The organism is Methylobacterium indicum (assembly GCF_017347565.1).
Classification (GTDB): Bacteria; Pseudomonadota; Alphaproteobacteria; order Rhizobiales; family Beijerinckiaceae; genus Methylobacterium; species Methylobacterium indicum.
Genome location: NZ_AP024145.1, coordinates 1065001 through 1087500, shown reverse-complemented (window position 1 = coordinate 1087500; position 22500 = coordinate 1065001). Strand labels below are relative to the sequence as shown.

Sequence of the window (22500 nt, the reverse complement as noted above, 5' to 3'; positions counted from 1 at the left end):
GCTCGTCACCTCGCGAAGTCGCGGCAGGTTGTAGCGGATCACCGCCTCCTGCTCGTCCGCCGGCAGGTGGGCCAGGATCGCCATCGATCCCTGGCCGAGGCCGAGCATCACCCGACCGCCGATATCGCCGGTGAAGGAGCGGATTGGCAACGGGCCGGCCGTGCGGTCGATGCAGACGGCGTCGTAGCCGCTGCGCACCAGGAGAAAGACCGTCTCGCCGAGCGCCCCCGTCAGCCGCAGCAGGGCCGGCCGGGCGAGATCGCGCAGGCCCAGCGGGTTGCCGGCCCTAGCGGCGAGGCGGAACAGGCCCAGGCCGAGCCGGTAGGTCTTCGTCGCGGGATCGAGGTCGACCAGCTCCTCGGCGACGAGGGCCCGCAGCAGGCGCAAGGTCGTCGGCGCCGGCAGTCCGGTCGCGTCGGCAAGGGCCGTCAGGCGCGCGCCGCCGGGGCCCGCCTCGCCGAGGTGGCGCAGCAGGCCGGCGATGCGGGAGGGCGCGGATCGATCGGGTGATTTCGCTTCAGCATCCACGGCCATGTTGATGGTACCCGAAATTTTCATTGAGTGGAATAATGTCGGTAAAATCATTCGCCTATTGAAATAGCTGTTGCTCGCATCGCTGCAACGATCAATCCTTTCCAGCGAGGGTGGAACCTGGCCGCGATGCGGCGATCACCGAGGGAGCGCGGCAGCGATGCTTGAGCCGGCGGGACGGGTCGCGATGGTGTCGGGCGCCTCGCGCGGGATCGGGCGGGCGGTGGCCGAGAGACTGGCCTGCGCCGGCTATCGGATCAGCGCCGGCCTGCGCGATCCGCGCCGTGCGCCGCCAGAATGGCATGCCTGCCGCTACGACGCCGAGGAGGCCGGTGGTGCGGAAGCCTGGACCGCCGCGACGCTGACGGAATTCGGCCGGATCGACGTGCTGGTGAATGCCGCCGGCATCAACCCGATGGCCCGCTTCCGCGATTCCGACGAGACGGCGTTCGATGCGCTCATGACGGTCAACGTCAAGGCGCCGATGCGGCTGATCCGAGCGGCTTGGCCGACCCTCGTCGCGTCGGGCACTGGGCGGATCGTCAACATCGCCTCGCTCTCCGGCAAGCGCGTGCGCAACGACAATGCGGGCTATGCCATGGCAAAGGCGGCTTTGGTCAGCCTCACCCAGGCCGTGCGGCGCGAGGGCTGGGAGCACGGCATCCGGGCTACCGCATTCTGCCCGGGCTTCGTCGAGACCGACATGACCGCCCACGTCACCAAGCAGCCGCGGGCGCTGATGAGCCGGCCTGAGGATATCGCCGCGGTGATCGAGACCGTGGTGCGGCTCCCCAACACCGCGAGCGTCGCCGAACTGCTCCTCAATTGCCGGCACGAGGACATGCTGTGAGCGGGCTTTTTCATCGCCTCGCGAAACGGTCGGGCCCGGCCATTCCCTTCACCATCGACGGTGTACCGGCCGAGGCGCAGGCCGGCGACCTGCTGATCGGTGCGATCCTGCTGCACCGGCACGCGCTGCGCCGGTTCGAGTTCGGCCCCGGCGAGCGGGCCGGGTACTGCCTGATGGGTGCCTGCCAGGATTGCTGGGTCGGCCTGGCGGATGGCCGTCGGGTGCGCGCCTGTACGACCCGGGTCGAGCCCGGCATGGCGGTGGTCACGGGAGGCGTCGGTGAGTGAACCGGTCTCGGCTGAGCCCACCTTGGCGATTGTCGGCGCCGGTCCGGCGGGATTGCGGGCGGCACAGGTTCTGGCCAAGGCGGGGTTGCGCCCCATTCTTCTCGACGAGGGGCACCGGGCCGGCGGCCAGATCTACCGCCGTCCGCCGCCCGGCGCCGAGCGGCCGGCAGCCGCGCTCTACGGGTTCGAGGCCGGGCGGGCGCAGGCGCTGCACGATCTGGCCGACGCGCTCGCATCGCAGATCGATTACCGCCCCGACACGATGGTGTGGGGGATCGCCGCCCGGGATCAGGCCGGCTTCGATCTCGACTGTCTGGGGCCCCGGGGTCACGAGCGGATCGCGGTGGACCGGCTGGTGCTCGCCACCGGCGCCATGGACCGCACCCTGCCCTTCCCGGGCTGGACCCTGCCGGGCGTGTTCACCCTTGGGGCGGCACAGATCGCCCTCAAGGCGCAGGGCATGGCGATCGGTCGGCGCGTCGCCCTCGTCGGAGCCGGGCCGCTCCTGCCGTTGGTCGCGCATCAATATGCCAAGGCCGGCGCGACACTCGCCGCGGTGCTCGACGTCACGCCACTCGGGGCGAAGGTGACAGCGGCTCCTCGCCTCGCCGCCCTTCCGGCGACCTTGGCCAAAGGCGTCTGGTACACCGTCGCGGGCGCGTTGCGGGGCCTGCCGGTGCGCTCCGGCGTGCGAGCGATCGCGGTCGAGGGCGGCCGACAGGTCGAGGCCCTGGCCTGGGAGGATGCGCGCGGGCGCCGGCATCGGGTGGCCTGCGATGCGGTCGGCGCCTCGTTCGGCCTACGCAGCGAGGCGCAAGCCGCCGACCTCGCCGGCTGCCGCTTCGTGTTCGAGCCTGTGACCCGGCAATGGCAGCCGGAGCGGTCGCCCGAGGGCCGTGCCTCGCATCCGCACGTCTACCTCGCCGGCGACGGCGGCGGCATCGGCGGCGCGGACGTGGCCGAATTGCAGGGCGAGCGTACGGCTTTGTCGCTGCTCGCCGATCTCGGCCGGCCGCGCGATCCCGCCCGGGAAGCTCGGCTCGACCGTCGGCTCGCCCGGCAGGCGGTGTTTCGCGCGGCGCTCGAAGCGGCCTATCCGTATCCGCACCACCTTGTCGACGCGATTCACGACGACGAGATCGTCTGCCGCTGCGAGGGCATCACCGCCGGCGCCCTGCGGCACGCCGCGACCGAACGGGACGCCCGCGAGATGAACCGGCTCAAGGCGCTGACCCGCGCCGGGATGGGCCGCTGCCAGGGCCGGGTCTGCGGCCATGCCGCGGCCGAGATCCTGGCGCGCGCACTGAATGAACCGGTCGAGACGGTCGGGCGCTTGCGCGGGCAGGCGCCGATCAAGCCGATTCCGCTGCGGGAGCCGGTCTGATGGAGCGCCTCACCGTCGACGTCGCGATCATCGGGGGCGGCACCGCGGCCTGCGCCGCCGCCGTCGCGTTGCGCGAAGCGGGGCTGACCGTCGCCCTGCTGGAGAAGCGTCTCTGCGGTGCCGGCGCCAGCGGGGTGAATTTCGGCGGCGTGCGCCAGCAGGGCCGCGACTTCTCGGAGTTGCCCCTGTCACGGCGCGCCCGGGCGCTGTGGGACGGGTTGAGCGCCAGGATCGGGGAGGATGTCGGGTTCGAGGCGACCGGCCACATCAAGCTCGCCCGCTCCGAATCCGACATGGCGGTGCTCGAAGCCTATGCCCGCGACGCGGCCGAATACGGGCTCGACCTCCAGCTTCTCGGAGCGAACGCGCTCCGCGTCGAGATGCCGTGGCTCGGCCCGGCGGTCGTCGGCGCCTCGCTCTCGCCGACCGACGGGCAGGCCAACCCGCGGGTGGTGGGGCCGGCCTTCGCGCGGCTCGCCCGGCGGCTGGGCGCCGAGCTGCGCGAGCATGCACCGGTCCACCACGCGGCCCATGACGGGGCCGGCTTCTCGGTCGAGGCTGAGGGCGTGAGCGTGCGCAGCCGCAGCCTGATCAACGCCGCCGGCGCCTATGGCGGCGCGGTGGCGGGGTGGTTCGGCGAGGCGGCGCCGGTGGCGCCGCTCGCCCCCAACATGGTGGTGACCGAGCCGCTGCCGCACCTCGTCACCCGGTCGATCGGCGTCGTCGGCGGCGACGTCTATGTGCGCCAGACCCGGCGCGGCAACGTGGTGCTGGGGGGCGGGCGCGGCACGGCGGACAGCGTCGACGGCCTCGCCCGGCCGGTCTCCGCGACCTCGCTTGGCGCGATGGACAAGACCCTGACGCTGATCCCGGACCTCGCCCACGCCCAGGTCATCCGCAGCTGGAGCGGCCTCGACGGCGAGATGCCGGACCATATCCCGATCATCGGGCCATCCGGCACCACGCCCGGCCTGGTTCATGCTTTCGGCTTCTCCGGCCACGGTTTCCAGCTCGGCCCGGTCGTCGGCGAGATCCTGGCGGAACTCGTGACGCAGGGCCGCTCGACCTCTCCTCTCCATCCGTTCCGGATCGAGCGTTTCGCCGCGTGGCGTGGGCCGTACCGGTCGGAGGGGGAGATCGAACACTGATGACAGAAGAATCACTCAGGGGGATCACCACGATGAGACGCTTCCTCTTCGCCGCGGCCACCCTCGCCCTGCTTGGCCCCGCACCGGCGCTGGCCCAGGCTCCAGCGGGCAAGACCCTGACCATCGGCATGGCGGCCGCCGATATCAGCCAGCTCGATCCGTTCCGGGCCACCAGCACCCAGGACAAGCCGGTCGTCTCCTGGATCTTCAACGGCCTGGTACGGTTCAAGCCGGGCTCGACCAGCCTCGAGACCCTGGAGCCGGACCTCGCCGAATCCTGGACCCGCTCGGACGATGGCCGCACCTGGACCTTCGCGCTGCGCAAGGGCGTCAAGTTCCATAGCGGCTACGGCGAGTTGACCGCCGACGACGTGGTTTATTCGCTCAAGCGCGCCGCCGATCCCAAGACCTCGTCGTTCGCGACCGACTACGCCGCCTTCGACGCGGTCGAGGCCGTGGACCCGTACACCGTCAAGATCACCCTCAAGCACCCGGTCCCGTCGCTGCTCGGGCTGGTGGCGAACTACCACGGCGGCAACGTGCTCAGCCGCAAGGCGGTCGAGGCGCTCGGCAACGATTTTCGCCTGAAGCCGATCGGCACCGGGCCCTTCGCCTTCGCCGAATACAAGCCGAACGAGAGCGTGCGGCTGACCGCGAACCCGGATTATTTTCGCGGGAAGCCGAAGCTCGCCGGCATCCTCTACCGGCTGATCCCGGCGGATGCCGCGCGCGACCTCGCCTTCACCTCCGGCGAGCTCGACGTGGTCTACGGCCGGCAGGACCAGCGCTGGGCCGAGCGGTTCGGCCGCGAGGCCGACGTCTCGGTCGACATCGTGCGGCCGGCGGAGCTGGCATTGCTCCACCTCAACATCAGCCACAAGCCCCTTGACGACGTGCGGGTGCGCCGCGCCGTCGCGGCGGCGATCAGCCAGGCGCAGATCGTCCAGTTCAAGGGTGCCAGCGTCACCGAGCCGGCGGTGTCGATCATCCCGAAGGGCTATCTCGGCACCGACGACAAGGCGCCGCTGCCGCCTTACGACCCCGCCAAGGCCAAGGCGCTGCTGGCCGAGGCCGGGCACCCGAACGGCATCACCATCACGGCGGTGCAGACCAGCCTGCCGACTATGCTGACCGCGATGCAGATCGTGCAGGGCCAGCTCAAGAAGGCCGGGATCGAGCTGAGGCTCGACGTGGTCGACCACCAGACCTACCACGCCCAGATCCGCAAGGACCTGTCGGACGTCGTCTATTACGCCGCCGCGCGCTTCCCCGTCGCCGACACCTACCTGACCCAGTTCTTCGATTCCGCCTCGACGGTCGGCACGCCGACCGCCGTGACGAACTTCTCCCATTGCAACGCGGCCGATGCCGAGATCCGGGCGGCGCGGACCGAGCCGGACCCGGAGAAGCAGAAAGCGCTGTGGAAGACGGCGCAGGCCAAGATCATCGAGCAGGTCTGTGCCGTGCCGCTCTCGGAGGGCTTGCAGGTCTGGGCGCACAAGAAGTCGGTCGATTACGGGTACGACTTCAAGGGCGCGATCCATCTCGGGCCGGTGATCACCGAGATGACGGACAAGAAGTAAGTTTTTCCAAGCGCACGACTTGTCTACTTTTCACGGCAGGGCATGTGCATCCCCCCTCTCCCCGCGGGCCTAGCGGATTCATATTTCTCTCCATGAGAGCTAATTCATTGGAAATGAACGCGCTTCCCCTCCCCCTTGTGGGGAGGGGTTAGGGGTGGGGGTGGTGCCGGAGAAGCCTCGTGCTCTACGCGGCACCACCCCCACCTCCAACTCCTCCCCACAGGGGGGAGGAGAGGTGCACTACCTTCCAAGGGGAAAGCGCCCAGACCGAGATATGTGAATGCAGTAGCCCCGCGGGCGGGGAGAGGGCTGTGTCCTCGTTCAGGGGATACAGCGAGGCGGCAGCCGAGGGTGAGGGGGTGTTTCCGAAGGAGTCTCATTCGTCGAGACCCCCTCACCCTCGCTTCGGCTGCGCCTCCGCTTGCCGCGTCCCCTGGACGGTGACACGGCCCTCTCCCCGCCCGCGGGGAGAGGAGAAACCCGCGCCCGATCCGGCAGCGTGATCACCTCCAACCCCCGGCCCGCTCCATGCTCCAGTTCATCCTCAAGCGGTTCCTCCTGGCGATCCCGACGCTGGTGGCGGTGCTGACCGTGGTGTTCGTGCTCGTGCGGGTGGTCCCGGGCGATCCGACCATCGTGATCCTCGGCGACCAGGCGAGTGAATCCGCCCGGGCCGACCTGCGGGGCAAGCTCGGCCTCGATAAGCCGATCGTGGTGCAGTACCTCGCCTTCATGGGCCAGATCGCCACCGGCGATATCGGGCGCTCGCTCACCACCAACCGGCCGGTGCTGGAGGATGTCGCCCACGTCCTGCCCTACACGATCGAGCTGACGCTCGCCGCGGTCGCCATCGGCGTCGGGGTCGGCGTGCCGCTCGGCGTCATGGCGGCGCGCAAGCGCGACGGGCTCGCCGATTGGCTCGCCCGCATCGTGTCGCTCGCCGGCGTGTCCTTCCCGGCCTTCGTCTCCGGCATCCTGCTGCTGATCGCGTTTGCCGTGCAGCTGCGCTGGTTCCCGGTGATCTCGACCCCGCGCACCGGCGGGATCCTCGATCGGCTCGGCGCGCTGGTGCTGCCGGCGCTCAATCTCGGCCTGCTGATGGTCGCCTACGTGACCCGGGTCACACGCTCGGGCATGCTGAAGGCGCTCGGCGAGGATTACGTCCGCACCGCCCGGGCCAAGGGGATGCCGGCCCGGATCGTGGTCTGGCGCCATGCGCTCCGCAACGTGCTGGTGCCGGTCGTCACCGTGGTCGGGCTCTATCTCGGGGTGCTGATCGGCAACGCGGTGCTGACCGAGATCGTGTTCAACCGCCCGGGCCTCGGCAAGCTGATCGTGACCGCGCTGACCCAGCGCGACTACAGCCTGCTGCAAGGCCTGATGGTCGTCTCCGCCTTCGCCATCGTGGTCGCCAACGTGCTCACCGACATCGCCTACGGCCTCGTCGATCCGCGGGTCTCGGCCCAATGAGCGCGGTCGCCGCCTCCGCCGCCCCGAGCGCCTGGCGCCGGGCCACCCGCTCGCCGGGCCTGATGATCGGCGCCGTCACGGTGGTCGCCGTCGTCGCCCTGGCGATCCTGGCGCCCTGGATCGCGCCGTACGATCCGAACGAGCAGGACCCGGTCGCGGCCCTGATGGGCCCCTCCGCCGAGCACTGGTTCGGCACCGACTTTTTTGGCCGCGACGTGCTCTCGCGGGTGATCTGGGGCGCCCGGATCTCGCTCTCGGTCGGCTTCGTCGCCACGCTCATCGGCGTGGTGGTGGGCACGGTGATCGGGGTGGTGGCCGGGTATTTCGGGGGCTGGACCGATCGGCTGATCACGGCGGCGACCGACGTGTTGCTCAGCTTTCCTCAGCTCATCATGGGGCTGATGCTGGTGGCGGTGCTCGGCCCGAGCCTCGGCAACCTGATCCTCGCCATCGCGGTGACCGCCGTGCCGGCCTTCATCCGCATCGCGCGGGGCTCGACGCTGGCCATGCGCCAGCGCGACTTCGTCGATGCCTGCCGGGCTTTGGGCTATTCCGACATCCGCATCATGTTCGGCCACATCCTGCCGAACATCATGGACGAGGTGGTGGTGCTGGCCTCGCTCTGGCTCGCCACGGCGATCCGCACCGAATCGACCCTCGCCTTCATCGGCCTCGGCGTGCCGCCCCCTACGGCGACCTGGGGCAGCATCGTGCGCGAGGGCTTCGATAACCTTCTCGATGCGCCCTGGCTGTCGATCTTCCCGAGCCTCGCCATCCTCGCCGTGATGATCGGCCTCAACCTGATCGGCGACGGCCTGCGCGATGCCACCGACCCGCGGGGGGCTCCATGACGACATCCGATCTCCTGCGGGTCGACGGGCTGACGACCCAGATCCAGGTCGGCGGCACCTGGTACGACGCGGTGCGCGAGGTCTCTTTCTCGGTCTCCGGCGGCGAGACCCTGGCCCTCGTCGGCGAATCCGGCTGCGGCAAGAGCCTCACCGCCCTCTCGGTGATGGGATTGCTGGCCCCCAAGGTCGGTCGCGTCGGCGCCGGCTCGATCGTGGTCGACGGCATCGACATGTGGGCGGCGAGCGAAAGCCAGCGCGAGGCGATGCGCGGGAACCGCCTGGCGATGATCTTTCAGGAGCCGATGACCTCGCTGAACCCGGTCCTGACGATCGGCTTCCAGATCGCCGAGGCCCTGCGGCGCCACCGCGGCCTGTCGAAGGCGGCGGCACGGGAAAAGGCGATCTCCCTCCTCGAACGGGTGCGGGTGCCCTCGGCGGCCGAGCGGATCGATGCCTACCCGCATCAGTTCTCCGGCGGCATGCGCCAGCGGGTGATGATCGCCATGGCGCTCGCCTGCTCGCCCCGCGTGCTGATCGCCGACGAGCCGACGACGGCGCTCGACGTCACGATCCAGGCGCAGGTGCTGGCCCTGCTCGCCGAGATCCAGCGCCGGGAGGGGCTGGCGGTGCTGCTCATCACCCACAATCTCGGCGTCGTCGCCTCGGTCGCCGACCGGGTGATGGTGATGTATGGCGGCGACGTGGTCGAAAGCGCGCCGGTCCGCGCCTTCTTCGCCCGGCCGACCCACCCCTATGCGGAAGGGTTGCTCCAGGCGATGCCGCGGGTCGACCGGGTGCAGGAGCTGGCGGCGATCCCCGGCACGGTGCCGACCCTGCCGGAGATGCCGGAGGGCTGCCGCTTCCAAGGGCGCTGCCCCCTGGCGGAGGAGCGCTGCCGCGAGCGCCCGCCGCTCGTGCCGCTGACGGGGGCGCCCGACCACGCCGTGCGCTGCTGGGTGAGGGCCGCATGATGGCGCCGCTGCTCGAGGTCGAGGACCTCTCCAAGACCTTCACCATCCGACGCGGCTTCCCGGTCGCGAAGACCAGCCTGGTGCGGGCGCTCGACCGGGTGTCGTTCCACGTTCAGCGCGGCGAGGCCCTCGGCATCGTCGGGGAATCCGGCTGCGGCAAGTCCACCACCGCCCGGGTGGCGTTGCGGCTCACCGAGGCCGATGGCGGCACCGTCCGCTTCGACGGGCAGGACGTGCTCGCCGCGCCCGCGAGCGCGATGCGGCGCCTGCGGCGGCGGATGCAGATCGTCTTCCAGGATCCCGCCTCCTCCCTCGATCCGCGCCAGCGCATCGGCGAAGCCCTGGGCGAGCCGCTGCGGGTCCACGGCCTCGCGCGCGGGACGGAGCTGACGGAGCGGGTCGGTGCGCTGCTCGCCGAGGTCGGGTTGCCGGCGACCGCTGCCGCCCGCTTCCCGCACGAATTCTCCGGCGGCCAGCGCCAGCGCATCGGCATCGCCCGGGCGCTGGCGCTCGGGCCGGACCTGATCTTCGCCGACGAGCCGGTCTCGGCCCTCGACGTCTCGGTCCAGGCGCAGATCCTGCGGCTGCTCGACTCGCTGCGCCAGGCCCGCAACCTCGCCTTCGTGTTCATCTCGCACGATCTCGGCGTGGTCCGGCATTTCTGCCAGCGGGTCAGCGTGATGTATCTCGGCCGGGTGGTCGAGACCGGGCCGGTCGGCCCGCTCTTCGAGGAGCCGCTGCACCCCTATACCCAGCTCCTGAAGGCCTCCTCGCCGGTGCCGGATCCGGAACGGCCGGTGGCGATGGCCTTCCAGGAGGGCGAGCCCCCCTCGCCGCTCAATCCGCCGGGCGGCTGCCACTTCCATCCCCGCTGCCCGCGTGCCTTCGACCGCTGCCGGGCCGAGGCCCCCGTTTTGCGCGAGGCGGCGCCGGGCCGCGCGGTGGCCTGCCATCTCTACGACGCCGGCTTCGCCGGCTCTCCGTAGACCGCCCCGCCCTGCGAGACATCACGGCGCTATCCCCAAAGGCTCGCGATGCTCTAGCTTCCGCAGCGGCGACGATGCGCCTTGCGAAGGGGGATCAGAGACGATGAGGACGTTTGGGGTGATGGCGGTCGTCGGATTGGGCCTGCTCGGCGCGGTGGGGACCGCCTCGGCCCAGTCCTGGGGTCCCGATTACGGCTATCGCGACCGCGACTACCGGGATCGCGAGTACCGCAGCCGCGACAGCGACTATCGCGATCGCGACTATCGGGACCGCCGCGACGATTACGGCCGGCGCGACGACTATCGTAGCCGCGACCGCGACTACGGGTATCGCGAGCGGGACCGCGACCGGGATTACGGGGCGCGCGACCGGGATCGTGGGTCGCGGGACAATGGCGCCGCCGCTTTCAACGAGCGCGAATACCTGCGCTGCAACCCGGACGTCGCCCGTGCCGTTCTCGCCGGCAAGATGGAGTCGGGCTACAAGCACTTCCGGGTCCACGGCTTCCGCGAGGGCCGCAAGCTGAGCTGCTGAGCGGCCGGCCGACGCCCCGCTCACCTGACGCTCCCTCTCCGGGACGATCGACGCCGGGGCCTCCTAAGCAGATTCCGCCGAAGTGGAGACCGGTTCGGCGGCAAAAATCTGCGACAAAACAAGGATCTAAGCGGGCGAAGCGTTGGCCTGCCAACGCAAGTCTGCTCAGACCCGGCGTCGCCTTTTGCGAGCGTGCCGGCGCCCCGTCGGCGTACGGGGGATCGATCCCGCCCGGATCTCGGGGCGAACCCGATTGCGTTCCATCGCCATTGGCCGCCATTCGCCCGGTCGACGGTCGATTCGCTCGAAGTTATGGGACCCGTGCCAGATTCCCGACGTTCAGCCAGCGATCACGGCTCGTCCGATGAGCGAGCCGATCGGTCGGCCCATAGTCAAAGGCGAACGAGCGCATGGCGACGAAGCAGAAGACCTTGCAGGATGCGTTCTACGAGACGCTGAAGGACGTGTATTACGCCGAGCGGCAATCCGTCCGCGCGCTGAAGAAGGCGGCGAAGTCGGCGCAGCACGAGGAGTTGCGGCAGGCCTTCGAGACCCATGCCGAGGAGAGCGCGACTCAGGTCGAGCGGCTCCAGGAGATCTTCGACATCCTCGGCAAGCCGGCCCGAGGCAAGACCTGCGAGGCGATGCAGGGCCTGACGAGCGAGATGGAGGAGGATCTCGAGGATTTCGGCGACGGCCCGGCTGCCGATGCGGTGCTGGCGGCCTCCGCCCAGGCCCTCGAACATTACGAGATCGCCCGCTACGGCACGCTGAAGACCTGGGCGAGCCAGCTCGGCCTCGATGACGCCGCCCGGCTGCTCGACGAGACGCTGCAGGAGGAGAAGAAGACCGACGCGCTGCTGACCGAGATCGCCGAGCGCATCAACGTCGAGGGCGCTGACGGCGACGAGGCCGAGCCGGACCGCCAGGCGCCCGGGCGGGGATCGTCCGCCAAGGCGCGGTCGGGCGAGGCGCGGTCGGGCAAGGCGGCCTGACCCCGCGTCTTTGACCCTGAAACAGAACGGCGCCCGGCTCGAGAGGCCGGGCGCCGCGACGGCATCGCGAGACGGGTGCCCGCCGTCAGGCGGCGGCCGCCTTGCGCAGGGGCGCCAGAGCCGCGAACATCCGGGCGGGGGTCGCCGGCATGTCCATGTCGCGCAGGCCGACGCTGCGGTCGAGGGCGTCGACGACGGCGTTCATCACCGCCGGGCAGGAGCCGATGCTGCCCGCCTCGCCCGCGCCCTTGATGCCCATCGGGTTGGTGGTCGAGGGCACGTTCTTCGTCTCGAAGTGGAAGAACGGCACGTCGCCGGCCCGCGGCATGGTGTAGTCCATGAAGCTCGCGGTCAGGAGCTGCCCTTCCGCGTCGTAGACCGTGCGCTCGTGCAGCGCCTGGCCGATGCCCTGGACCACGCCGCCATGGACCTGGCCGGCGAGCAGCAGCGGGTTCACCACGATGCCGAAATCGTCGCAGATCGTGTAGCGCACGACCTCGGTGATCCCGGTCTCGGGGTCGATCTCGACCTCGGCGACGTGGGTGCCGTTCGGGTAGGTCGCGCTCGGCGGCACGAAATCGCCCTGGCCGGTCAGGGTCGCCTCGCTGGCCTTCGGCAGGGCCGCCAGAGCCGCGAAGTCGATCGACCTGTCGGTGCCGGCGACGCGCACCGCGCCGTCCGCGATCTCGAGATCCTGGACGCCCGCCTCCAGCTCCTCGGAAGCGAGCTCCTTGAGCTTGCCGGCGAGGTTCTGCGACGCCGCGCCGACCGAGATGCCCCCGACGGGAATCGAGCGCGAGCCGCCGGTGCCGGCGCCGGTGGCGACCTTGTCGGTGTCGCCCTGCACCACCCGGATGCGCTCCAGCGGCAGGTCGAGATGCTCGGCGGCGAACTGGGCGTAGGCGGTGGCGTGGCCCTGGCCGTTCGACTGGGTGCCGACATAGACGGTGGCGCCGCCATCCTTGTCGAGGGTGATCTTGACGTCCTCGCCCTCGCCCCAGGCGGTGCACTCGATGTAGGTGGCGAGCCCGATGCCGCGCACCAGCCCCTTGGCCCGGGATTCCGCGGCGCGGGCCTCGAAGCCGTTCCACTCGGCCGCCTCGACGGCGCGGCCCATATGGGCGGCGAAGTCGCCGGTGTCGTAGGTACGGTCGCCGATCGGCGTCGTGTAGGGCATCGCGCTCGGCGGGATGAAGTTGCGCCGGCGGATCTCGGCCGGCGAGATCCCGGTCTCCCGCGCCGCCCGGTCGACCAGGCGCTCGATCAGGTAGGCCGCCTCCGGCCGCCCGGCGCCGCGATAGGCGTCGACCGGCACGGTATTGGTGTAGACGCCGCGCACCCGGACGAACACCGCCGGGGTCTTGTAGACGCCCGTCAGCATCGTGGCGCCGAGATACGGGATGTAGGGCCCGTATTGCGACAGATAGGCGCCGAGATCGCCGATGACGTCGAAGCGCATGGCGAGGAACGTGCCCTCGGCATCGAGAGCGACCTCGCCGACCGAGAGGTTGTCGCGGCCCTGCGTGCAGGCGACGAAGTGCTCGCCGCGCTCCGACACCCACTTCACCGGCTTGCCGAGCCGGCGCGCGGCCTCGGCCGCCAGCGGGTATTCGCGGTAGGTGAAGGTCTTGGTGCCGAAGCCGCCGCCGACATCGCCGGTGACGACGCGGATCTGGTCCTTGCCGACGCCGAGCACGCCCGTCAGGGTCTTGCGCAGGCCGTGCACGCCCTGGCTCGGAATGGTGAGGGTGAAGCGCTTCGTGCCCGCATCGTACTCGGCGACGACGCTGCGGGTCTCCATGTAGTTGGTGACGAGGCGCTGGTTCTCGACCTCGACCCGCACCACCTTGGCGGCCTTGGCGAAGGCGGCGTCGACCGGCGCCTTGTCGCCCATGGTCGCGTCGAACGAGACGTTGTCGGGCTGCTCGTCCCACACGGCGCTCGCGCCGCCCGCGACGGCGCCGCGGATGCCGACGACCGCCGGCCGCACGTCGTACTCGATGCCGATCGCCTCGACGGCGTCGCGTGCCTGGATCAGCGTGTCGGCGACCACGAAGGCGACGGCGTCGCCGATATGCTTCGCCACGCCCTTGGCGAGCAGCGGGATGTTGGCGATGTGGTTCTGGCTGCCGTCGCTGTTCGGCAGGGGCGCCTGGCACTTGATGTCGCCGAGATCGGCCACGTCCTCGGCGGTGAGGACGAGGTGCACGCCGGGCATCGCCCGCGCGGCTTCGAGGTCGGTGATCGTGAATGTCGCGTGTGCGTGCGGGCTGCGCAGGAGCGCCGCGTGCAGGCAGCCCGCGGGGGCGTGGTCGTCGCCGTAATTCCCCTCGCCGGTGATCAGGCGACGGTCCTCGACCCGGCGCAGCGGCTGGCCGAGGCCGAACTTGGTCACTGTCATGTGAACCTCGCAATGCGATGCTGGTGCGTGAACGGGATGCCAGTGCGGAGACCCGTCACGGGGACGGGCGTGCGGACTCGCATGATCGGGGAGAGGCGATGACGGCGGGCATCCGGCGCGGTGGCGCGCTCGGCTGAGCGGAACGGGAGAGACGGGGCTCCGGCCACGGATCCTGCCATGCAGCAGCTTTCCTCCCACTGGGCCGGCCGACGATGCGGACCGGTTCTTATGGGACGACCCTAGCACGCGGAATCCGGGGCGTCAGCGGCGCTGCCGCCGCGCCTCACCGGATCGCGATCGAAATCTGGCGATCGAATTTCGCCCGACTGTCTTGTGGGCCCGTAACGTCAGCGGCCGGCGCCGCCGGCCACCAGCGTCAGCCGCGGGCGGCGCTCCAGGATCGACGCGACCTTGCGCTCCAGGTCCTCGCCGCGGAACGGCTTCTGCACCACCCGGTCGTCGCCGCCGACATCGACCTGCGACAGGGCGGTGTGGTCGGCGTAGCCGGTGACGAACAGGATCTGGATCGCGGGCCAGCGGCTCCGGATCACGGTCGCGACCTCGACGCCGTTCATCCCCGGCATCGCGAAGTCGAGCACCGCGAGGTCGACGGCCGGGTCGGCTTCCAGCGCCTGGATCGCCGCGAGGCCAGAGCCCGCCTCGCGGATCGCGTAGCCGGCCTCGCCGAGCCGCGTCGTCGTGATGTCGCGCACCGCGCTGTCGTCGTCGACGACCAGCACCACCCGCTTGTCGCTGGTGTCGCGGGCCAGCGAGACGTCGGCTGCGGCCGGGCGCACCTCGTGCAAGGCGGCCTCGCCCGCCACCCGCGGCAGGTAGACCCGGACCGAGGTCCCCTCGCCCACCCGCGTGTCGATGCGTACGCCCCCGCCCGACTGCTTGGCGAAGCCGTAGACCTGGGCGAGGCCGAGGCCCGAGCCCTTGCCGACCTCCTTGGTGGTGAAGAACGGCTCGAACACCCTGGCCAGGACCTCGGCCGGGATGCCGGTACCGGTGTCGCTCACCGCCACCATGGCGTATTCGCCCGGCATCGGTTCCTCGGCCCGGGCCGGCGGGGCGGCGAGCCGCACGTTCGCGGTCTCGATCGTCAGGCAGCCGCCGACGGCCATCGCGTCCCGGGCGTTGATGGCGAGGTTGAGGATGATCAGCTCGATCTGCGTCGCGTCGACGAGGGCGGGCCACAGGTCGGGCTGCAGGGTCATCTCGATGCGGCTCGAACCGCCCATCGAGCTCTGCAGGAGATCGCGCATCGACGCGACGGTACGGTTGAGCTGCACCGGTACCGGTTCGAGCTTCTGGCGCCGCGAGAAGGCGAGGAGCTGCGCGGTCAGCCGGGCGCCGCGCTCGGCCGCCCCCCGCATCATCTCGAGGCGCCGGCGCGAACGGTCGTCGAAGACCGCGCGTTCGAGGAACTCGATGTTGCCGGCGATGACCGTCAGGAGGTTGTTGAAGTCGTGGGCGACGCCGCTGGTGAGCTGGCCCACCGCCTCGAGGCGCTGGGCCTGGCGCAGGGCGTCCTCGATCCGCTCGCGCTCGGCGATCTGGTGCTGGAGCGCCGCGTTCGCCTCGGCGAGTTCCCGCGTCCGCTCGGCGACGCGCTGCTCGAGGCCCTCGTTGAGGTCGCGCAGGGCCTGCTCGGCCTGGCGGCGCAGGACGTGGGCACGGGCTTCCGAGAGGGCGCGCAGGATGACCCGCGGCAGCCGGTCGAGGCGCTGCTTGGTCACGTAGTCGGTGGCGCCGTTCTTCAGCGCCTCCACCGCCACCTCCTCGCCGAGCGTGCCGGAGACGAAGACGAAGGGGATTTCCGGGCAACGGTCCCGGGCCATGGCGAGCGCGCTCATGCCGTCGAAGGCGGGGAGCACGTAATCGGCCAGGATGATGTCGTGGCAGCCCGCCCCCGTCGCCGCCGCGAAGGCGTCCCGGCTGATCACCCGGTCGAGGGTGACGGACAGGGCGGCGTCCTCCAGGACGGCACCCAGGAGCTCGGCATCGAGGTCGCTGTCCTCGAGGAGCAGGATCCGCAGGGGGGCCGCGCCGTCCTCCAGCGCCGGAAGCTCAGTCACCGGAGATCCAGTCCGACCGGTGCGGCGGCGGCTCGTTGAGCACGGCCCAGAACACGCCGAGATCCTGGATCGCCTCGAAGAACTCCTTGAAGCCGACCGGCTTCACCACGAAGGCGTTCACGCCGAGCTGGTAGGAGCGCACGAGGTCGCTCTCCTCGCGCGACGACGTGAGCATCACGATCGGGATCGCCCGGGTCTTGGGATCGCCCTTGACCGCCGCCAGCACCTCGAGCCCGTCGACCTTCGGCAGCTTGAGGTCGAGGAGCACGACCGCCGGATCCTGCACCGGCCGGTCGGCATGCGGTCCCTGCCGGCGCAGGAATTCCAGCGCCTCGGCCCCGTCGCGGCAGATGACGATCTTGTTCGCCAGCTGGCTCTTCTCCAGGGCCGCCAGCGTCAGCTCGATGTCGTTGGGGTTGTCCTCGACGAGGAGGATCGGCTTGAGGTCGGCCATGGCTCGTCTCTAGCGGATGGGGAGCGTGAAGTGGAAGGTCGCGCCCCGGCCGAGGGTGCCCTCGGCCCGGACCTGTCCACCGTGACGCTCGACGATGCGGCGGACATTGGCCAGCCCGATGCCCGTTCCCTCGAACTCCTCGACCCGGTGCAGGCGCTGGAAGACGCCGAACAGCTTGTTGACGTAGGCCATGTCGAAGCCGACCCCGTTGTCGCGGACGTAGAACACCGCCTCGCCGTCGCGGTCCGCCTCGCGCCCGACCTCGATGACCGCCTCGGCCTGCCCGCGGGTGTACTTGACGGCGTTGGAGAGCAGGTTCTCGATCACGAGCCGCATCATCACCGGGTCGGCCTGGGCGCGGCCGAGCGCGCCGACCTGCCAGCGGATCGCCCGTTCGAGGGGGATGTCGCGGATCATCTTCCGGCGCACGTCCTCGACCAGCTGGTTCATGTCGCAGGGAATGCGGTTGAGGGCGTTGCGGCCCATCTGCGAGAAGGTCAGCAGGTTGTCGACGAGGGTGCCGGCCGAGAACGCCGCCTCGATGATGGTGTCGACGTAGCGCCGCCCGCGCTCCGAGAACTTCTCGCCCTCGCGCGAGCGCAGCAGCTCGGCATAGCCGACGATGTGGCGGAACGGCGCCCGGAGGTCGTGGCTGACCGAGTAGGAGAACGCCTCCAGCTCCTTGTTCGAGCGTTGCAGTTCCTCGGTGAGGGAGGCCAGCTCCTCGGCCCGGCGCAGCACGATGCCGAGCACCGCCGCGCGCAGGTCCTTGGCGGTGTCGATCTCCGGCACCGACCAGGGCAGCGAGCGGCCCTGTACCGTCTCCTTCCAGGTCTCGAAGGATTTTCGCGGGTGCAGCCGGTCGGGCCCGCCGGCCGGATCCTTGGTGGCGGCCTTCTTCGGGTCGCCGCCCCAGCGCACGGTCTGGACCACCTCGGGCCGGAACCACAGCACGTAGCTGGCGTACTTTTCCGAGATCGAGATGGCGAGGAGCCCGCTCGCGGTGTCGGCGATGGTCTTGGCCGCCGGGTATTCCTCGGACAAGGCTTCGGTGGCGTGGACAGCCGCGCCGGCATGCTCGGAGGACAGCCACTCGTAGACGCCCCGCACCTGCCGCTCCGAGGGCGTGCGGCCCATCAGGTGACAGCGCTGGCCGGTGACGATCGCCGCGCCGCCGGCATCGGTGAGGGCCAGCACGTCCTCGGGATGCTTGAGGAACCCTTCGACGAAGTTCTCCTCCTCGGCCATGTAGGCGAGGAGGCGGGCCTGGATCGCACCCAGCGCCAGGCGCTGCTCGGCCAGCGCCCCGCGCTCCTTGGCGGCGAGCTGGAGGGCGAAGGTCTGGGTGAGGATGTCGCAGGCGTTGCGGGTCTGGAGCGGGACCCGCCGCGGCCCCTTGTTGTGGCAGGAGATCAGGCCCCAGAGCGCGCCCTCGACCAGGATCGAGATCGACATCGAGGCGGACGTGCCCATGTTGCGCATGTACTCGACATGGACCGGCGAGACGCTGCGCAGCACGGATTGGCTGAGATCGAGGGGCTCCCCGGTCGAGGGCGTCCGGGCCGGCACGATCGGCACCGGCTCGTAGGCCGCGTCCGGGATGATCCGCAGCCGGTTGCGGCGGTAGAGCTCGCGGGCCTGGGCCGGGATGTCGGAGGCCGGAAAGCGCAGGTCGAGGTAGGAGGGCAGCACGCCGTTGCCGTCCTCGGCCACCACGGTGCCGTGCCAGTCGCGGTCGAACCGGTAGACCAGCGCGCGGTCGAACCCGGTGAGCTGGCGGATGTCGGCGGCGAGCAGGCCGCACAGGTCGGCGACGCTCGAGGCGCCGTGCAGGGCCTCGATGAAGGCGCGAAGCCGCGGATAGAGCGTGTCGAGGCCGCCGGCCGCGGCCTCGCCCGCGCTCTCCTCGAATTCGAGCACCGTGAGGGCGCCGGAGCGATGGGCCGCGAGATCGTAGGCGCGAAGCCCGGTCCCGGTCTCCAGGACGAGCGTGCCGAGATAGGTCGCGCCGTCGCGGCCGGGCTGCGTCGCCAGGGCCTGCCGGATGGTCGCCTCGCCCAGTTCCGGCACCACCTCCCGCAACGGGCGGCCATGGGCCCGGTCGGCGGGGCGGCCCGGCAGATCGGGGAGGTTCGCGCTGGCCTGGACGACGCGCAGCTCCGGTCCCTCGAGCGCCAGCAGGAAGCCGTGCGGCTGCAACGTGCCGAGAATATGGATCGGCTCCCTGTCGCAGGCCGTGAGTTCCGCCGGTTGCACAGACCGCATGGACGCCATCACCTCGTCGCACCGACGATCCTGATCCAGCCGGCGGCAGCACCTTAGGGGAAGCGGGCGGCACCCACCAGTGCGGCGCACCGGCCCGCTGGTCTCGCGCGGTGGTCCGCCCTATTTCGCACGTCCTTGGTTATCGTCGAGGGGGCGGCCGGAACCCGATCCGGTCGGGCCGCGTCACGCCACCCGGTTTACGCGGTCTCCCCTCCCGATGCGACCGGCTGGTGCTGCGAGCCGAGCATCCGCTGGCCGGGCGAACCCACATCGCCTTCGCGCAGGTCCTCGGCTCCGAGGGCATCGGGACCGGGACGTCCAGCGTTCGATCCATGACGGCGTCCGGGTCGACATCCGGCGGATCGGCTGCCCCGTGCGCCTTCGGGTTCGTGTGCCGGGCTTCGACCCGGTCCGCCGCACGATGCAGGCTCGCTGTGCGCCTCGGGGTGGTCCCCACGCCGATCTCCGCCCTGCTCGACGGGGCGATGCAGCTCGTGGCGGTGCCCCCCACAAAGTCTTGGGCCGACCGCGAGTTGATCCTCGTGACGTGGCCCGCCACGCTGTCCCCGGCCTCATGGTCGCGCATCCGGTGCCGCAAGCCACCGGGTGACCCTGCGGTGCGTTCCGCGCCGGTGAACGCCCGCTCATGAAATACGGTTGGATCGGCCCCGCGTTCTTCACCTATAGCAAACCCAACACATGACAGGGAGACGACGCCATGAGTGGTCCGCTCGCGGGCATCCGCGTCCTGGAACTCGGCCAGCTGATCGCCGCGCCCTTCGCCACCCGGCTGATGGCGGAGTTCGGCGCCGAAGTGATCAAGATCGAGCCCCCCGGCGAGGGCGATCCCCTGCGCAAATGGCGCAAGATGCACGAGGGCACCTCGCTCTGGTGGTACCTGCAGTCGCGCAACAAGAAGTCGATCGCCGTCAACCTGAAGTCCCCGGACGGCCTCGCGATCGTCAAGCAGCTGGCGCAGAGCGCCGACGTGGTGGTCGAGAATTTTCGGCCCGGCGGCCTGGAAAAGCTCGGTCTCGGCTGGGACGTGCTCTCGGGTCTCAACCCGAACCTCGTGATGGTCCGCATCTCCGGCTACGGCCAGACCGGGCCTTATCGCGATCGGCCCGGCTTCGGCGCCATCGGCGAGTCGATGGGCGGCATCCGCTTCACCACCGGCGACCCGAGCACCCCGCCGGCCCGCGTCGGCGTCAGCATCGGCGACACGCTCGCCTCGCTCCACGGCGTCATCGGCGCCCTGATGGCGCTCCTGCGGGTCAAGACCGGCCAGGGCGCCGGCCAGGTCATCGACGTCTCGCTCGTCGAGAGCGTGTTCAACGTCATGGAGAGCCTGGTGCCGGAATACGACCTCCTCGGCGAGGTCCGCACCCGGACCGGCGGGGCGCTGCCCGGCATCACGCCGTCCAACACCTATCCGAGCCGGGATGGCGGCTTCGTCGTCATCGCCGGCAACAGCGACCCGATCTTCCGCCGCCTGATGAATGCGATCGGCCGGCCCGACCTCGCCGAGAATCCGGACTTCCGCAACAACGAAGGCCGCTCACGCCAAGCCGCGATGCTCGATGCCGTCCTGGCCGACTGGACCCGGGGCCGCACGGTGACGGAAGCCCTCGCAGTGCTCGATGCCGCCGAGGTGCCGGCCGGCCGGATCTACTCGGTCGCCGACATCGTCGCCGACCCGCATTACAACGCCCGCGACATGATCCTGGAAGCGGACCTGCCCGGGAACACGCGGGTGAAGATGCCCGGCATCGTGCCGAAGCTCTCCGAGACTCCCGGCGAAGTGCGCTGGCAGGGTCCGGCGCTCGGCGCGCATACCGATTCGGTGCTCTCCGACCTCGGCTTCGACGAGGCCGGCATCGCGGCCTTGCGCCGGAAGGGAGCCGTCGCGTGAGCGGGATCGTCCTCCAGGATCGGATCTTCGTGCAAGAGGTCGCGACCCGCGACGGCTTCCAGATCGAACCGGTCTTCGTGCCGACGCCGGAGAAGATCCGGCTGATCGATGCGCTCTCGGCGGCGGGCTTCACCCGCATCGAGGTCTCGTCCTTCGTCTCGCCGAAGGCGGTGCCGGCGCTGGCCGATGCCGCCGAGGTCTTTTCGGGAATCGCCCGCCGGCCCGGGACGACCTACGTCGCGCTGGTCCCGAACCCGAAGGGCGCCGAACGTGCGCTCGCCGCGCGCGCCGACGAGATCAACCTCGTCGCCTCGGTGAGCGAGACCCACAACCGCGCCAATATGGGCATGACGCCGGAGGCCTCGATCCGGGGCTTTGCCGCGATCCTGGAGACGGTGCGGGGACAGGTGAGCGTCAACGCCACCGCGGCGACCGCCTTCGGCTGCCCGTTCGAGGGCATCGAACCCGAGGACAAGGTGCTGGCCCAGGTCGAGCGCTACCTGGCGCTCGGCGTCGACGGGGTGACGCTCGCCGACACGACCGGCATGGCCAATCCGCGCCAGGTCGCCCGCCTCGTCGCCCGGGTGCTGCCGCTGGTCGGGCCAGACCGGCTGACGCTCCATTTCCACAACACCCGCGGTTGCGGCCTCGCCAATGTGCTCGCCGCCTATGAGGCCGGCGCGCGCCGGTTCGATGCGGCGCTCGGGGGCTTGGGCGGCTGCCCGTTCGCGCCGGGCGCCACCGGCAATATCTGCACCGAGGACCTCGTCAGCATGGCCGAGGAGATGGGTCTGACGACCGGCCTCGACCTCGACGCGCTGCTGACCCTCTCCCGCGACCTGCCCCGCCTCGTCGGCCACGACGTTCCGGGCCAGGTCGCCAAGGCCGGTCGGCCGCACGAGCTGCACCCTGCCCCGCCGCTCAAGGCGGCCTGATCCCGGCGCGGCAGAGACAGCCTGGAATCGGCGGCCTCTCCCTCGTTTCACCCGGCCTCATGCTCTTCGGATGCCTGAGAGCCTGTGCCGCAACGCCCGTTCCGCTTGAGCCAATCTCATGGGTGGCGCGCGCCGAAAGGGCGTGGTCGTCATGCGGCAAGCGGGCTAGCCTCTCCGACACGTCTCCCGGGATCACGCCATGATCCCCGGAGACAACGACAAGGAACCGGGCGCCCGGCCGGGCGCGACGGCTTTCCGGCGGGGAGGCGCGGACGCCATGACAGACTCCATCGAGGCCGGCCCGGCCCGTCGCTACGACGCGATCATCGTCGGGGCCGGGTTCTCCGGCTTGTACCAGCTGCATCTGCTGCGCGACCGGCTCGGCCTGTCTGTGCGGGTGCTGGAGGCGGCCGATGGCATCGGCGGCACCTGGTACTGGAACCGCTATCCGGGAGCGCGCTGCGATTCCGAGAGCTACTACTACTCCTACTCGTTCTCCCGCGAACTCGAGGAGGAGTGGGACTGGACCGAGCGCTACCCCGAGCACGGCGAGATCCGCCGCTACCTCGACCACGTCGCCGACCGGTTCGACCTGCGACGCGACATCCAGCTCGGCACCCGCGTCGCCGGCGCCGCCTACGACGAGGATGCGAACCGCTGGACCGTCACCACGGAGACAGGCGAGCGCTTCGAGGCGCAGTTCCTGATCACTGCCGTGGGCTGCCTGTCGAGCGCCAACGTGCCGGCGATCCCGGGCCTCGAGAGCTTTTCGGGCGCTTGGTACCATACCGGCCGCTGGCCGCATGACGGCGTCGACTTTTCGGGCAAGCGCGTCGGGCTGATCGGCACGGGCTCGACCGG

The 22500-nt window shown here is 70.6% G+C and carries 19 protein-coding genes (2 of these 19 cut by a window edge); 14 read left to right on the top strand and 5 right to left on the bottom strand.

The genetic code is table 11. The features are described 5' to 3' along the window. Positions 1–534 carry the 5' portion of an IclR family transcriptional regulator gene (locus tag miv_RS04945; protein ID WP_207181693.1) on the bottom strand. 297 nt of this gene lie to the left of the window's left edge, so the window shows 534 of its 831 coding nt (coding positions 1–534); the start codon lies at positions 532–534; its stop codon lies off the left edge, out of view. 157 nt (positions 535–691) lie between these two features. Between miv_RS04945 and miv_RS04940 the strand changes: the two genes are divergently transcribed. The 11 genes from miv_RS04940 to miv_RS04890 all read left to right on the top strand — a co-directional run bounded on the left by miv_RS04940 (position 692) and on the right by miv_RS04890 (position 11591). Then, positions 692–1381 carry an SDR family NAD(P)-dependent oxidoreductase gene (locus tag miv_RS04940; RefSeq protein WP_207181692.1) on the top strand — a complete coding sequence of 230 codons (690 nt, stop codon included), beginning with the start codon at positions 692–694 and terminating at the stop codon, positions 1379–1381. Beyond that, positions 1378–1668, top strand: a complete 291-nt coding sequence (locus miv_RS04935; protein WP_207181691.1) for a (2Fe-2S)-binding protein — start codon at positions 1378–1380, stop codon at positions 1666–1668. The genes miv_RS04940 and miv_RS04935 overlap by 4 nt, the downstream gene beginning before the upstream one ends. After that, positions 1661–3052 carry an NAD(P)/FAD-dependent oxidoreductase gene (locus miv_RS04930; protein ID WP_244748877.1) on the top strand — a complete coding sequence of 464 codons (1392 nt, stop codon included), beginning with the start codon at positions 1661–1663 and terminating at the stop codon, positions 3050–3052. Before miv_RS04935 ends, miv_RS04930 begins: the two co-directional genes overlap by 8 nt. Then, positions 3052–4200 carry an NAD(P)/FAD-dependent oxidoreductase gene (locus miv_RS04925; protein WP_244748875.1) on the top strand — a complete coding sequence of 383 codons (1149 nt, stop codon included), beginning with the start codon at positions 3052–3054 and terminating at the stop codon, positions 4198–4200. Before miv_RS04930 ends, miv_RS04925 begins: the two co-directional genes overlap by 1 nt. Positions 4201–4232: 32 nt before the next feature. After that, entirely contained in the window at positions 4233–5783 is a 1551-nt protein-coding gene (locus miv_RS04920) for an ABC transporter substrate-binding protein (RefSeq protein WP_207181689.1), read from the top strand. 528 nt (positions 5784–6311) lie between these two features. Continuing rightward, positions 6312–7253 (top strand): ABC transporter permease, encoded by a 942-nt coding sequence (locus miv_RS04915; RefSeq protein WP_058619302.1) that lies wholly within the window; start codon positions 6312–6314, stop codon positions 7251–7253. Then, positions 7250–8104, top strand: a complete 855-nt coding sequence (locus tag miv_RS04910) for an ABC transporter permease (RefSeq protein ID WP_048430340.1) — start codon at positions 7250–7252, stop codon at positions 8102–8104. Before miv_RS04915 ends, miv_RS04910 begins: the two co-directional genes overlap by 4 nt. Then, entirely contained in the window at positions 8101–9075 is a 975-nt protein-coding gene (locus miv_RS04905; protein ID WP_207181688.1) for an ABC transporter ATP-binding protein, read from the top strand. Before miv_RS04910 ends, miv_RS04905 begins: the two co-directional genes overlap by 4 nt. Next, positions 9072–10061 carry an ABC transporter ATP-binding protein gene (locus tag miv_RS04900; protein WP_207181687.1) on the top strand — a complete coding sequence of 330 codons (990 nt, stop codon included), beginning with the start codon at positions 9072–9074 and terminating at the stop codon, positions 10059–10061. The genes miv_RS04905 and miv_RS04900 overlap by 4 nt, the downstream gene beginning before the upstream one ends. A 103-nt stretch (positions 10062–10164) precedes the next feature. Next, on the top strand, positions 10165–10596 hold the full coding sequence (locus miv_RS04895; RefSeq protein ID WP_082711514.1) for a hypothetical protein: 432 nt from the start codon (positions 10165–10167) through the stop codon (positions 10594–10596). A 410-nt stretch (positions 10597–11006) separates the two neighbouring features. Then, positions 11007–11591 carry a YciE/YciF ferroxidase family protein gene (locus miv_RS04890; protein WP_207181685.1) on the top strand — a complete coding sequence of 195 codons (585 nt, stop codon included), beginning with the start codon at positions 11007–11009 and terminating at the stop codon, positions 11589–11591. Positions 11592–11676: 85 nt separating this feature from the next. Here the strand turns inward: miv_RS04890 and miv_RS04885 are convergent, their stop codons facing one another. The 4 genes from miv_RS04885 to miv_RS04870 form a co-directional block, all read right to left on the bottom strand. Further along, positions 11677–13992, bottom strand: a complete 2316-nt coding sequence (locus miv_RS04885; protein ID WP_207181684.1) for a xanthine dehydrogenase family protein molybdopterin-binding subunit — start codon at positions 13990–13992, stop codon at positions 11677–11679. Between the two features lie 347 nt (positions 13993–14339). Further along, complete coding sequence (locus tag miv_RS04880; protein ID WP_244748874.1) at positions 14340–16073, bottom strand: response regulator; 1734 nt, start codon at positions 16071–16073, stop codon at positions 14340–14342. Further along, positions 16066–16527, bottom strand: coding sequence for a response regulator (locus tag miv_RS04875; protein ID WP_048430346.1), 462 nt, complete (start codon positions 16525–16527; stop codon positions 16066–16068). The genes miv_RS04880 and miv_RS04875 overlap by 8 nt, the downstream gene beginning before the upstream one ends. Positions 16528–16536: 9 nt before the next feature. Further along, positions 16537–18792: an ATP-binding protein gene (locus miv_RS04870; RefSeq protein ID WP_207181683.1), complete on the bottom strand. Its 2256-nt coding sequence runs from the start codon at positions 18790–18792 to the stop codon at positions 16537–16539. Positions 18793–19510: 718 nt separating this feature from the next. On the opposite strand from miv_RS04870, the gene miv_RS04865 reads away from it, so the two are divergent. The 3 genes from miv_RS04865 to miv_RS04855 form a co-directional block, all read left to right on the top strand. Then, a complete protein-coding gene (locus miv_RS04865; protein WP_207181681.1) occupies positions 19511–20704 on the top strand; it encodes a CaiB/BaiF CoA transferase family protein in 1194 nt (397 codons plus the stop codon). Next, positions 20701–21639 (top strand): hydroxymethylglutaryl-CoA lyase, encoded by a 939-nt coding sequence (locus miv_RS04860; protein WP_425312963.1) that lies wholly within the window; start codon positions 20701–20703, stop codon positions 21637–21639. The genes miv_RS04865 and miv_RS04860 overlap by 4 nt, the downstream gene beginning before the upstream one ends. Positions 21640–21916: 277 nt before the next feature. Further along, positions 21917–22500, top strand: partial view of a flavin-containing monooxygenase gene (locus miv_RS04855; protein WP_048430352.1) — the start only. Its footprint extends 1039 nt past the window's final position; only the first 584 of its 1623 coding nucleotides appear in the window; the start codon lies at positions 21917–21919; its stop codon lies off the right edge, out of view.